We start from the raw sequence: 13,510 nt of genomic DNA on the forward strand, positions 1-13,510 counted from the left end.
CCGGCAGGCTGATCGTCGCCTGACCGTGGCATGCCCAAGCAGGACCGCCCCGACTGTGCATTCGCAGCCGGCGGGGACGGCTTTGTCTCCACCAGTCGAAGGAACGCGTATGACCACCAAGCCAACCGGCGATATCGCCGCGCATCGCCTGTCGTCCACGCAACTCTCGTGCGAATTCGCCGATATCGCGCCGCTGCTCGATCCGACTGCCGCCGCGGCCGCCGCCAGCCGCTGCCACTATTGCTACGACGCGCCGTGCGTGCAGGCATGCCCGACGCAGATCGACATCCCGAGCTTCATCCGCAAGATCGGCAACGGCAACCTGAAGGGCGCCGCGACCGACATCCTGTCCGCGAATCCGCTCGGCGGGATGTGCGCACACGTGTGCCCGACCGAGATCCTGTGCGAAGGCGCGTGCGTGCGCAATCACCAGGATGCGCAGCCGGTCGCGATCGGCGCGCTGCAGCGGCACGCGACCGACTGGGCGATGGCGAGCGGCGCGGTGCGCTTCACGCGTGCGCCCGATACGGGGCGGCATGTCGCGGTGGTCGGCGCGGGGCCGGCCGGGCTCGCCTGTGCGCACCGGCTCGCGCTCGCCGGGCATCGCGTCACGCTGTTCGACGCGCGGCCGAAGGCGGGCGGCTTGAACGAATACGGGATCGCCGCGTACAAGACCGTCGACGATTTCGCGCAACGCGAAGTCGAGTGGCTGCTGTCGGTCGGCGGTATCGCGGTGGAAACCGGTGTCGCGCTCGGCCGCGACGTGACGCTCGACGCGTTGCGCGAGCGGCATGACGCGGTGTTTCTCGCGATGGGCCTGGGCGGCGTGCGCACGCTCGCGATCGACGGCGAGCAATTGACCGGCGTGATGAACGCGGTCGACTTCATCGAGCAGGTGCGGCAGGCCGACGCGCTGGAGAACGTGCCGGTCGGGCGGCGCGTGGTCGTGATCGGCGGCGGCAACACGGCGATCGACGCGTCCGTGCAGAGCCGCAAGCTCGGCGCGGAGCGCGTGACGATGGTGTACCGGCGCGGCGTGGACGCGATGAGCGCGACCTGGGCCGAACGCGAGTTCGCGCAAAAGAGCGGCGTCACGCTCGTCACGCACGCGAAGCCGGTGCGCATCGCGGGCGCGGACGGGCACGTGACGGGTGTCGAATTCGAGGCCGCGTCGGGCGAGCGTTTCACCGTCGACGCGGACATGGTGCTGAAGGCGATCGGTCAGACGCTGGCACCGGACGGTGTCGCGGCCGCGCTGCTGACGACGGACGGCACGCGCATCGCGGTCGACGCGGACGGACGCACGGCGTTGCCCGACGTGTGGGCCGGCGGCGATTGCGCGGCGACGGACGGCATCGACCTCACGGTGCAGGCCGTGCAGGACGGCAAGCGCGCGGCGGCGGCGATCGACGCGGCGCTCGCGCAGCGCGCTGCCAAGGCCGCGTGAGCACGGCATACGCAACGGCATCGCGCGTATTGCGTGCATGGCGCGCGCCACGCGAACCACGATAAACGCCCCATTTTCACGGAGCCGAACATGGCCGACCTTCGCTGCACCATCGCAGGTATCACTTCGCCGAATCCGTTCTGGCTGGCCTCCGCACCGCCGACCGACAAGGCGTACAACGTCAATCGCGCGTTCGAGGCGGGCTGGGGCGGCGTCGTCTGGAAGACGCTCGGGCTCGATCCGCACGTCGTCAACGTCAGCTCGCGCTACGGCGCCGTGCAGTGGAACGGCCAGCGCATCGCCGGCCTGAACAACATCGAGCTGATTACCGACCGGCCGCTCGACGTGAACCTGAAGGAGATCACGCAGGTGAAGCGCGACTGGCCCGACCGTGCGCTGATCGTGTCGCTGATGGTGCCGTGCAACGAGCGCGACTGGAAATGGATCCTGCCGCTCGTCGAGGATACGGGCGCCGATGCGGTCGAGCTGAACTTCGGCTGCCCGCACGGGATGAGCGAGCGCGGGATGGGCGCGGCCGTCGGGCAGGTGCCGGAATACGTCGAGATGGTCACGCGCTGGGTCAAGGAAGGCACGAAGCTGCCGTGCCTCGTGAAGCTCACGCCGAACATCAGCGACATTCGGATGGGCTCACGCGCCGCCTACAAGGGCGGCGCGGACGGCGTGTCGCTGATCAACACGATCAACTCGATCGTCGCGGTGGATCTCGACCAGATGGCGCCGATGCCGACCGTCGACGGCAAGGGCACGCACGGCGGCTACTGCGGCCCGGCGGTCAAGCCGATCGCGCTGAACATGGTCGCGGAGATCGCGCGCGACCCGGAAACGCCGAACCTGCCGATCTCCGGCATCGGCGGGATTTCGTCGTGGCGCGACGCGGCCGAGTTCATGGTGCTCGGCGCCGGCAGCGTGCAGGTATGCACCGCCGCGATGCATTACGGATTCCGTATCGTGTCCGATCTTGCCGACGGGCTGTCGAACTGGATGGACGAGAAGGGCTACGCGACGCTCGACGACGTGCGCGGCCGCGCGGTGCCGAACGTGACCGACTGGAAATACCTGAACCTGAAGTACGACATCAAGGCGCGCATCGATCAGGACCGCTGCATCCAGTGCGGGCTGTGCCATATCGCGTGCGAGGACACGTCGCACCAGGCGATCACGGCCGATAAGGACGGCGTGCGGCACTTCGAAGTGGTGGACGCGGAGTGCGTCGGGTGCAATCTTTGCATGCATGTGTGTCCGGTCGAGCAATGCATCACGATGGAGCGGGTCGACGCGGGCGATTATGCGAACTGGACCACGCATCCGAACAACCCGGCGCGTGCCGACGCGGGTGCGAGCCCGGCGGAGCCCGCGAAACACGCGAAGGCGGCCTGACCGGCGGCCGGCGGCGCGGTATCGCCCGCGCTGCTGCTTGTGTCCTGTTCTGCCGGCATCGCACGATGCCGGCGCTGACGTTTACGTGGAGCGCGTCCGATGAAACCAGCAGCGATTCCCGCCGATCCCGACAGCGCCGCGGCGCCGGCCGGCAGCCTGTACAACGACGACCTCGCGCCGACGACGGCGTCGCAGCGCACGTGGCGCTGGTATCACTTCGCGGCGCTGTGGGTCGGGATGGTGATGAACATCGCGTCGTACATGCTCGCGGCCGGGCTGATCCAGGAAGGCATGTCGCCGTGGCAGGCCGTGCTGACCGTTCTGTTCGGCAACCTGATCGTGCTCGTGCCGATGCTGCTGATCGGCCATGCGGGCGCGAAACACGGGATTCCGTATGCGGTGCTCGTGCGCGCGTCGTTCGGCACGCAGGGCGCGAAGCTGCCCGCGCTGCTGCGCGCGATCGTCGCGTGCGGCTGGTACGGCATCCAGACCTGGCTCGGCGGCAGCGCGATCTACACGCTGCTGAACATCCTGACCGGCAACGCATTGCACGGCGCCGCGCTGCCGCTCGTCGGCATTTCGTTCGGGCAGCTCGCGTGTTTTCTCGTGTTCTGGGCGCTGCAGCTGTACTTCATCTGGCACGGCACCGATTCGATCCGCTGGCTCGAGAGCTGGTCCGCGCCGATCAAGGTCGTGATGTGCGTCGCGCTCGTTTGGTGGGCGACGTCGCAGGCGGGCGGCTTCGGCACGATGCTGTCGGCGCCGTCGCAGTTCGTTGCGGGCGGCAAGAAGGCCGGACTCTTCTGGGCGACGTTCTGGCCGGGCCTGACCGCGATGGTCGGCTTCTGGGCGACGCTCGCGCTGAACATTCCCGACTTCACGCGCTTCGCGCATTCGCAGCGCGACCAGGTGATCGGGCAGTCGATCGGGCTGCCGTTGCCGATGGCGCTGCTGTCGGTGGTGTCGGTCGTGGTGACGTCGGCCACCGTCGTGATCTACGGCAACGCGATCTGGGATCCGATCGACCTGACGAGCCGGATGACCGGCATCGGCGTCGGCATCGCGCTCGTGATCCTCACGCTCGACACGATGTGCTGCAACCTCGCGGCGAACCTGGTCGGTCCTGCTTACGATTTCTCGAGCCTGTGGCCGAAGGCGATCTCGTACCGCACGGGCGGGATGATCACCGCGACGCTCGCGATCGTGATGATGCCGTGGAAGATCCTCGCGACGACGGACGGCTACATCTTCACCTGGCTCGTCGGCTACTCGGCGTTGCTCGGGCCGGTCGCGGGCATCCTGATGGTCGACTACTTCCTGATTCGCGGCACGCGGCTCGATACGCGCGCGCTGTTCGACGAGCGCGGCGACTTCAGCTACGCACGCGGCTGGAACCCCGCCGCGCTGGCGGCGCTCGCGATCGGCGTGCTGCCGAACCTCCCCGGCTTCCTGCATACCGCGTTCCCGGCGTCGTTTCCGAACGTGCCGGCGTTCTTCAACACGCTTTACACGTATGCGTGGTTCGTCGGCCTCGTGCTGGCGTCCGGCGTGTACGGCACCTGGATGAAGTGGCGCGCCGGACAGCGCGCGCAGATCGCGAGCGCGTGATGCGCGAACGCATGCGGCACCCGACAGTCAACGAGGAGGCAACCAAATGGCAATCCTGATTCGCGGCGGCACCGTGGTCGATGCGGACCGCACCTATCGCGCGGACGTACTGTGTGCCGACCCGCAAGACGGCGGCACGATCCTGCAGATCGCGGAGACGATCGACGCGCCGGCCGGCGCGACGGTGGTCGATGCGAACGACCAGTACGTGATGCCGGGCGGCATCGATCCGCATACGCACATGGAACTGCCGTTCATGGGCACGACGGCGAGCGACGATTTCTACTCGGGCACGGCTGCCGGGCTGTCGGGCGGCACGACCAGCATCATCGACTTCGTGATTCCGAGCCCGAAGCAGCCGCTGATGGACGCGTTCCACGAGTGGCGCGGCTGGGCCGAGAAGGCCGCGGCCGACTATGGCTTTCACGTGGCCGTCACGTGGTGGGACGAATCGGTGCACCGCGACATGGGCACGCTCGTGCGCGAGCATGGCGTGTCGAGCTTCAAGCACTTCATGGCGTACAAGAACGCGATCATGGCCGACGACGAGGTCCTCGTGAACAGCTTCTCGCGTTCGCTCGAACTCGGCGCGCTGCCGACCGTGCACGCGGAGAACGGCGAGCTCGTGTTCCAGTTGCAGAAGGCGCTGCTCGCGCGCGGGATGACCGGGCCGGAGGCGCATCCGCTGTCGCGTCCACCCGAGGTCGAGGGCGAGGCCGCGAACCGCGCGATCCGCATCGCGCAGGTGCTCGGCGTGCCCGTGTATATCGTGCATGTGTCGGCGAAGGACGCGGTCGATGCGATCACGCGCGCGCGCAGCGAAGGGCTGCGCGTGTTCGGCGAGGTGCTGCCGGGCCACCTGGTGATCGACGAGTCGGTGTATCGCGATCCGGACTGGACGCGTGCGGCCGCGCACGTGATGAGCCCGCCGTTCCGGTCGGCCGAGCATCGCGAGGCGCTGTGGCGCGGGCTGCAGGCGGGGCAGCTGCATACGACCGCGACCGATCATTGCGTGTTCTGCGCGTCGCAGAAGGCGATGGGCCGCGAGGACTTCACGAAGATCCCGAACGGCTGCGGCGGCGTCGAGGATCGCATGTCGGTGCTGTGGCATCACGGCGTGAATCATGGCCGCATCACGCCGAACGAATTCGTGCGGATCACATCGACGAACGCCGCGCAGATCTTCAATCTGTATCCGCGCAAGGGGGCCGTGCAGGTCGGCGCCGACGCCGATCTGGTCGTATGGGATCCCGCCGCAACGAAGACGATCTCGGTGAAGACCCATCACCAGCAGGTTGACTTCAACGTGTTCGAAGGGATGACCGTGCAGGGCGTCGCGACGCATACGCTCACGCGCGGCGCGCTCGCATGGGCCGACGGCGAGCTGCGTGCGGTGCGCGGCGCGGGCCGCTATCTGAAACGGCCGCCCGCGGCCGGCTACTACGAGGCTGCGCGCATCGCGAACCGGCTGCGCGAGCCGCATCCGGTCGAACGCGGGGGCTGAGCGACATACGTCGTCCATTGCGCGGGGCGTGTCCGTTCGAACGGCACGCCCCGCGCGCGTTCATGCGGCTGGTCATGTGCGTTGCCGCCCCGTCTCTTTTCGGACTCCACTCGATTCTTTCAATATATGGGACCGATCGAACGTCGTCGCGTCCATTCAACTTGCAGGTAAATAGAAGAACTGAGCAAATCGACGATGCAAGCGACTCCCCACGGAGCATGCCATTTTGTTTGCGTTGTCGTCATGCATGACGGCGAGTAATATCCACCGACGGCGTTACACGCGCGTGCCGGGCCGGGCCGCGTGCCGAGCAGTCCAATAAACATAGAGAGAAAGGAGCACAAGGTGGATATTCTGCGCAGTCTCCTGGGCATGCTGTTCCTGCTGCTGGTCGCTTATCTGCTGTCGAACAACCGGCGCGCGGTGAGCGGCCGGACCTTGATCGCCGCGCTGCTCACGCAGTTCGCGATCGGCGCGCTGGTGTTGTTCGTGCCGTCGGGCCGCGCGGCGCTGGCGGCGGCCGCGAACGGCGTCAATCGCGTGCTCGACATGGGCAATCACGGCATCGCGTTCGTATTTGGCGGGCTGGTCGACGCCCGGATGTTCCAGCTGTTCGGCGACGGCGGGTTCGTGTTCGGGCTGCGCGTGCTGCCGATGATCATCTTCGTCACCGCGCTGATCGCGGTGCTCTACTACGTCGGCGTGATGAAGTGGATCGTCGCGATCCTCGGCGCGGGGCTCGCGAAAGTGCTCGGCGTGAGCCGCATCGAGGCGTGCTCGGCCGTCGCGACGATCTTTCTCGGGCAGAGCGAGATGCCCGCGCTCGTGAAGCCGTTCGTTCGGCACATGACGGGCGCCGAGATCTTCACGGTGATGGCGAGCGGCATGGCGTCGGTCGCGGGCTCGGTGCTGGTCGGCTACGCCGGTCTCGGCGTGAAGATGGAGTACCTGCTCGCCGCATCGTTCATGGCGGTGCCGGGCGGGCTGCTGTTCGGCAAGCTGCTGTTTCCGACCGTCGAGCCGAGTCGCGTCGTGGTCGACGGGCTCGATTTCGACGACAAGCGGGCCGCCAACGTGATAGAGGCGGCGGCGTCCGGCGCGTCGGTCGGCCTGCGGATCGCGATCAACGTCGGCGCGATGCTGATCGCGTTCGTGGGGCTCATCGCGCTGATGAACCTCATCGTCGGCGGCGTGGCCGCGTTCGCGGGCTTTCCGCAGGTGACGCTGCTGGGCATCATCGGCCACCTGTTCGCGCCGCTGGCGTGGATCATCGGCGTGCCGTGGCACGATGCGGCGCTGGCCGGCAACTTCATCGGCGAGAAACTGATCTTCAACGAATTCGTCGCGTACGGCGACCTGTCGCCGTATCTGAAGGGCGGCGAGCACGTCGCGGCGGCCGGCCTGCAGGTGCTCGACCCGAAGACGCTCGCGATCGTGTCGTTCGCGCTGTGCGGCTTCGCGAACTTCTCGTCGATTGCCATTCTCGCGGGCGGCTTCAGCGCGGTCGCGCCCGAGCGCCGCTCGGAAGTCGCGCGGCATGGCTTGCGTGCGCTGACGGCCGCGACGCTGTCGAATCTGATGAGCGCGGCGATCGCCGGCCTGTTCTTTTCGCTGCACTGAGCAATCGAGGAGACGCAACGATGTTTTTGCCGCAGGAGTTCATTCGCCGCAAGCGCGACCGGCAGCCGCTCGATCGCGACGAGATCGCCGCGTTCGTGCGCGGCGTGACCGATGGCAGCGTGACCGAGGGCCAAGTGGCGGCGTTCGCGATGGCCGTGTACTTCAACGACCTGAGCATCGATGAGCGCGTCGCGCTGACGATCGCGCAGCGCGACTCGGGCGACGTGCTCGACTGGCGCGCGCTCGATCTCGGCGGACCGGTGATCGACAAGCATTCGACGGGCGGCGTCGGCGATGTCGTGTCGCTGATGCTCGGGCCGATGGTGGCCGCATGCGGCGGCTACGTGCCGATGATCTCGGGGCGCGGGCTCGGCCACACGGGCGGCACGCTCGACAAGCTCAGTGCGATCCCCGGCTACGACGTGACACCGGACACGGACACGTTTCGCCGCACGGTGCGCGACGTCGGCGTCGCGATCATCGGGCAGACCGCGCGGCTCGCGCCGGCGGACAAGCGCATTTATGCGATTCGCGACGTGACGGCGACCGTCGAGTCGGTCGCGATGATCACCGCGTCGATCCTGTCGAAGAAGCTCGCGGCGGGGCTCGACGGGCTCGTGATGGACGTCAAGGTCGGCTCCGGCGCGTTCATGCCGACTGCCGAGAAATCGGCCGAGCTGGCACGCAGCATCGTCGACGTCGGCAACGGCGCCGGCATGAAGACCACCGCGATCCTGACCGACATGAACCAGTCGCTCGCGCCGTGCGCGGGCAATGCGCTCGAAGTCGCGTGTGCGATCGATTACCTGACGGGCCAGTCGCGACCGGCGCGCCTGCATGACGTGACGATGGCGCTGTCGGCGCAGTTGCTCGTCACCGGCGGATTGGCGCGCGATGTCGCGCAGGCGCGCACGATGTTGCAGCAGGCGCTCGACTCGGGCGCGGCGGCGGAGCGCTTCGCGAGAATGGTGGCGGCGCTCGGCGGCCCCGTGGACCTGATCGAAGCGCCCGCGCGTCATCTTGCGCGGGCGGATGTGATCGTGCCGGTTCCGTCGCCCGCGAGCGGTGTGGTGCAGCGGGTCGATTGCCGCGCGCTCGGGCTCGCGGTCGTCGCGCTCGGCGGCGGCCGCACGCGCGCGGAGGATGCGATCGACTACCGTGTCGGCCTGACGGCGCTCGCGGAGATCGGGCAGCGCGTCGAAGCCGGCCAGCCGCTCGGCTATGTGCATGCCCGCGACGACGCGGCCGCCGCACGTGCGGTGGACGAGGTGCGGCAAAGCTACTTGCTGGGCGAGACGGGCGAGGCGCCGCCGACCATTTGCGGGCAGATCGGCTGACCGGACGCTGATGCCGGCGCGGCGGAACGTGCGGGTATCGGCGCCCGCTTCACATGACGGGTGTATCGTGCCGGCCGGGATGTATCGCGTCGAGGCATCCCCGCACACGACTGGAGGCACCATCGAGATGGAACGAGACGAACTCATCGAACAGGCCAGGGCGGCGCGCGAACGCGCGTATGCGCCGTATTCGCGCTTCAAGGTCGGCGCTGCGCTGCAGGCGCGCGACGGAACGGTTTTTCACGGCTGCAACGTCGAGAACGCGTCGTACGGACTGTGCAATTGCGCGGAACGCACGGCGATGTTCGCAGCGATCGCCGCCGGCTATCGTCCGGGCGACTTCACCCGGCTCGCGGTGATCGGCGACACCGACGGCCCGATCGCGCCGTGCGGCGCGTGCCGTCAGGTGATCATCGAGATCGGCCGCCCCGATATCGAAGTGATCCTGGCCAACCTGAAAGGGGCCGTCGAGATTACGACGGCCCGCGCGTTGCTGCCCGGCGCGTTCAGCCTGTAGCGGAGCACGCCGCTGCACGCATCACGCGCCGTCGCGCGCGTCGCGGATCGGGATCACGGTGCGCGCGCCGCACTGGCGCAGCAGGTCGCGCAGTTCGTTGATGACCGGAAACACCTCGTGGTTCCAGTCGGCGCCCTGCCGGTCGTGCGCTTCCTGCTCGCGCTCGACGATCCAGCGATCCTCGCGGAAGATCCGCTCGGTGAACCAGACGAGCAGCGGCCACGCGAGATCGAGCGCGAACGGGATGCCGGGCTTGTGGATCGACAGCAGTCCGAACGTGCGATTGGTGCGCTGCTCCGCATCGAGCGGCACGTAGACGATCCACAGGTCCATCACGAGCGTGCCTTCGCTCGAGCGGATCTGCAGCGTCTGATACGGGTAGCCGGTGCGCACCGTCATCACGCTCTTGTCGGCCTGGTCGCCGGGCTTCTTGCTCGAGCCGAACACGAGCGCCTCGCCGACCGGCTGCTTGCCTTCCATGCGCGCGAACGTGTAATCGACCTCGACCCAGTCGTCGCCGCGACGCCGGCCGAGTGCGCGCGCCCGCATCTGCCCCATCTGCTTGCGATGCAGGAACTGATGGTTCATGTCCATCAGGTTCTCGTGCATGAACGAGTAGTGGCACTTGACCTCGCGGCCGAAGCGGCGCGTCTTGAATGCAGGGTCGTCCGCCGATTCGAGCGCGGGGAACGGGCGTTCGTCGGCGAGCGTCGCATCGCCGGGGAACACGAAGATCACCCCGTGCGCCTCGCGGCACGGATAGGCGCGCACGCCGTTGGGCAAGCGCTCGCGGCCGAGGTAGGGCACGTCGACGCAGCGGCCGCTGTCGCACGCGTAGGTCCAGCCGTGGTAGCAGCAGCGCAGCGTTTCGCCGCTCACGACGCCCGCATGCAGCGGCACCTGGCGGTGCGCGCAACGATCTTCGAGCGCGTATACGGCGCCGGATTCGGTCCGCACGAGCACGATCGGATCGCCGGCGAAGCGCACGCCGAGCGTCTTGCCGCGCTTCAATTCGCGCGACCACGCGAGCGGATACCAGTGATCGGGATGGATGGGCACGCGGCGCAGGTCGCGCACGACCGCGCCGGTGGACGGTTCTTCAAGGGTGCCGCTGTCAGACAAAGGCACTGCGCGCATGCGTGACGCCTCCTGGCTGGACGGAAGGTCCGGACGCCGCAACACGCGGCGTGGCTTGGGAGAAGTCTACGCGAAGTTGCACCGCATGGCGGACGCGATGCGGGTTTGCACCGGCACGGCGGGTGCGGATTGTTTGATGCGGCGCAATCCGCGGCACGGGCGGCGCGCGTGGCATGAGAGGCCGCCCGGCCGCGGCCTCGGCCGCGCGACGGGCCGCAGCCCGTCACGCGGCCGGTTGCCGGTCACGAGCGGGCGTCGCGCCACAGGACCGGATCGGCGCGGTACAGCGCCGGGAAGTAGTGTTTCAGCCCGGCGACCTTCGGCAGGTCGTTGAACGCGATGTACGGTGCGTCGGGATGCAGTTCGAGGTAGTTCTGGTGATAGGCCTCGGCCGGGTAGAACCCCTTGTAGGCCTCGATACGCGTGACGACCGGCGCCGGAAACGCGTGCGCGGTGCCGAGCTGCGCGATGTACGCGGTCGCGACCGCGCGTTGCTGCGCGGTGGTCGGGAAGATCGCCGACCGGTACTGCGACCCTTCGTCGGGGCCTTGCCGGTTGAGCTGGGTCGGATCGTGCGCGACCGAGAAGAACACCTGCAGCAGCCGGCCGTAGGTGATCTGCGTCGGGTCGTAGACGATGCGTACCGATTCCGCGTGCCCCGTCAGCCCGGATCCGACGAGCGCATAGTGCGCGGTTTCGGACGCGCCGCCCGCATAACCGGCCGTGACCTGCTTCACGCCCTTCACGTGCTCGAACACGCCCTGCACGCCCCAGAAACAGCCGCCGGCAAGCACGGCCGTCTCGTCGTGCGATGCGCCGGGCGTTTCGTCGAGGGTCGGCGCGGGCACGGTGCGCATCGGCTCGGCGGAGTTGACGATGCGCTGGTAGCCGAACACGGCGACGGCCGCGACGGCGAGGGCGCCGATGCGGCGCAGCATCGCTGTGCGCCGTCGTGGCGTGGCGGCGCGGGTGGGTGTCGGGTTCATCGTTGGCTCCTTCGGAATGCGTTGGGGAAGACGGCGGTCGGGTGTCGGCCTGGCATGCGTTCAACCGAACGTGAATGCGTACGCATCGACACCCGGATCGAGAAACTCGATCGCGAACGTGCGATCGGCGATCGCGCCGGGCTGGCGGACGAGCTGGTACAGGCGCTGCCCGGTGACCGAGCCGTAGCCCTGCGCGTCGACGTCGGCGCCGTGCGCGGGCCCGGGCGCCGCGCCGTCGAGCGTCACGCGAAAGCGCACCGGCTTGCCGTTCGCACCCGGGCCGAGTACGAGATGCAGGTCGCGCGCATGGAAGCGGTAGACGATCCGGCCGGACGGCGCGGCGAGCGACGCGCGCTCGGCGCCGACCTGCCAGGTGCCCGCGAGGCCCCAGTCGTTCAGGTCGGGGTGCGCGGGCGCGTCGTAGCGGTGTGCCGTGTCGCGCACCACGCCGCCGGGCGACGTGAAGTCGTCCGCGCGCGCATAGCCGACATAGGTTTCGGGCGAGCGGACGTCGGCGCTGTCGGCCGCCGCGAGCGCGCCTTTCGCGGGCGCGCCGGCGAGCCCGAGCGGCACCTTCAGCGCTTCCGGGTGGCCGGCTTCGGCGAGCAGCGACTGGATCGCGCGTTCCGACTGCGCGTATTCGCCTTCGCCGAAGTGATGGCGGCGCACGCGCCCCTGCGCGTCGACGAAGTAGTGCGCGGGCCAGTATTCGTTACTGAACGCGCGCCAGATCGTGTAGTGGTTGTCGATCGCGACCGGGAAGTCGATGCCGAGGTCGTGCACGGCCTTCTTCACGTTGCCGATGTCGCGCTCGAACGCGAACTCCGGTGCGTGCACGCCGATCACGACGAGACCGTACGGCGCGTACTTGCGTGCCCAGGCCGTGGTGTACGGCAGCGTGCGCAGGCAGTTGATGCACGAATAGGTCCAGAAGTCGACGAGCACGACCTTGCCGCGCAGGCCGGCCGCGGTCAGCGGCGGCGAATTCAGCCACTGCACGGCGCCGTCGAGCGACGGCAGCGTGCCTTCGACGGGCAGCGCGGCCGGCGCCTGCGGCGCGGGCGTGACCTCGGCCGCGCGCATCATCGCGCCGCCGGGCTGCGCGGCATCGGCCGTGGCGGCCATCATCGCGCCGCCCGAACCGTTCGCGGTGCGGTCTGCCGGGCCGTCCGCCGGCGAGCCCGTCGCGGCCATCGCCGCCGGCGCGCCGTTCGAGCGCCCGCCGAGCCGGTCGACGAGCTTCGCCTCGAGGCCGCCCGTCGTGACGGTCGACAGCTGCGCGAGCGCCCCCGTATCGAGGCCGAGCGCGATCGCGGCGACGCCCGCCAGCAGCGCGGCGCCGATCCCGCGCTTGATCCATTCGCCCGCGCCGAGCGAGCGCTTCATCGCGGCGAACACCTTGCCGCCGATCACGAGCGCCACGCCGAGCGACGTCGCCGCGCCGGCCGCGTACGCCACGAGCAGCAGCGTGGTGCCGACGCTCGCGCCGCGCAGCGCGGCGCCGGTCAGCACGAGCCCGAGGATCGGGCCGGCGCACGGCGCCCACAGCAGGCCGGTGGCGACGCCGAGCAGCAGCGACGACAGCGGGCCGGCCGGGCGGCCGTCGCGCTGCGCGAGGCCGGTGAGGCGGTTGCCTGCGGCGACGAGCGGGCGCGTCAGGTGTTCGGCGAGGCGCGGCATCAGCAGCGTCAGGCCGAATACCGCGAGCAGCACGATGGCGGCCCAGCGGCCGGCCTGGTTGGCCTGCGCGACCCAGCCACCGCCGACGGCGGCGAGCGTCGCGACGACGGCGAACGTGAGCGCCATGCCGGCCAGCAGCGGCAGGCCGGTGCGCACGAACGGCTGGTCGGCGCGCGCGAACACGAACGGCAGCACGGGCAGGATGCACGGGCTCAGGATCGTGAGCACGCCGCCGAGATAGGCGAGGACGATGAGCAGCATGATGCGTTCTCCAGT

The 13,510-nt window shown here is 69.0% G+C and carries 10 protein-coding genes; 7 read left to right on the top strand and 3 right to left on the bottom strand.

The window, feature by feature from the left end; translation table 11 throughout:
- Nucleotides 1-109 precede the first annotated feature (109 nt).
- From ACV22V_RS26190 to ACV22V_RS26220, 7 genes are all read left to right on the top strand, one after another.
- Nucleotides 110-1,447 carry an NAD(P)-dependent oxidoreductase gene (locus ACV22V_RS26190; protein ID WP_448015958.1) on the top strand — a complete coding sequence of 446 codons (1,338 nt, stop codon included), beginning with the start codon at nucleotides 110-112 and terminating at the stop codon, nucleotides 1,445-1,447.
- 90 nt (nucleotides 1,448-1,537) lie between these two features.
- Complete coding sequence (gene preA, locus ACV22V_RS26195) at nucleotides 1,538-2,845, top strand: NAD-dependent dihydropyrimidine dehydrogenase subunit PreA (protein WP_448015959.1); 1,308 nt, start codon at nucleotides 1,538-1,540, stop codon at nucleotides 2,843-2,845.
- Between the two features lie 99 nt (nucleotides 2,846-2,944).
- Nucleotides 2,945-4,453, top strand: coding sequence for an NCS1 family nucleobase:cation symporter-1 (locus tag ACV22V_RS26200; protein WP_059690277.1), 1,509 nt, complete (start codon nucleotides 2,945-2,947; stop codon nucleotides 4,451-4,453).
- A 46-nt stretch (nucleotides 4,454-4,499) separates the two neighbouring features.
- Nucleotides 4,500-5,957: a dihydropyrimidinase gene (gene hydA / locus ACV22V_RS26205; protein WP_448015960.1), complete on the top strand. Its 1,458-nt coding sequence runs from the start codon at nucleotides 4,500-4,502 to the stop codon at nucleotides 5,955-5,957.
- Nucleotides 5,958-6,302: 345 nt separating this feature from the next.
- On the top strand, nucleotides 6,303-7,577 hold the full coding sequence (locus tag ACV22V_RS26210; protein ID WP_059690276.1) for a NupC/NupG family nucleoside CNT transporter: 1,275 nt from the start codon (nucleotides 6,303-6,305) through the stop codon (nucleotides 7,575-7,577).
- A gap of 20 nt (nucleotides 7,578-7,597) precedes the next feature.
- Entirely contained in the window at nucleotides 7,598-8,914 is a 1,317-nt protein-coding gene (gene deoA / locus ACV22V_RS26215; protein ID WP_448015961.1) for a thymidine phosphorylase, read from the top strand.
- A 127-nt stretch (nucleotides 8,915-9,041) separates the two neighbouring features.
- Entirely contained in the window at nucleotides 9,042-9,431 is a 390-nt protein-coding gene (locus tag ACV22V_RS26220; protein WP_059534451.1) for a cytidine deaminase, read from the top strand.
- A 21-nt stretch (nucleotides 9,432-9,452) separates the two neighbouring features.
- On the opposite strand, the gene ACV22V_RS26225 is transcribed toward ACV22V_RS26220, so the two are convergent.
- From ACV22V_RS26225 to ACV22V_RS26235, 3 genes are all read right to left on the bottom strand, one after another.
- Entirely contained in the window at nucleotides 9,453-10,568 is a 1,116-nt protein-coding gene (locus ACV22V_RS26225) for an aromatic ring-hydroxylating oxygenase subunit alpha (protein ID WP_059534449.1), read from the bottom strand.
- A 242-nt stretch (nucleotides 10,569-10,810) separates the two neighbouring features.
- Entirely contained in the window at nucleotides 10,811-11,554 is a 744-nt protein-coding gene (msrA, locus tag ACV22V_RS26230; protein ID WP_448015962.1) for a peptide-methionine (S)-S-oxide reductase MsrA, read from the bottom strand.
- A gap of 60 nt (nucleotides 11,555-11,614) precedes the next feature.
- Nucleotides 11,615-13,495, bottom strand: coding sequence for a cytochrome c biogenesis protein DipZ (locus ACV22V_RS26235; protein ID WP_448015963.1), 1,881 nt, complete (start codon nucleotides 13,493-13,495; stop codon nucleotides 11,615-11,617).
- Nucleotides 13,496-13,510: the final 15 nt, after the last annotated feature.

It is taken from the genome of Burkholderia sp. AW33-5, assembly GCF_053427615.1.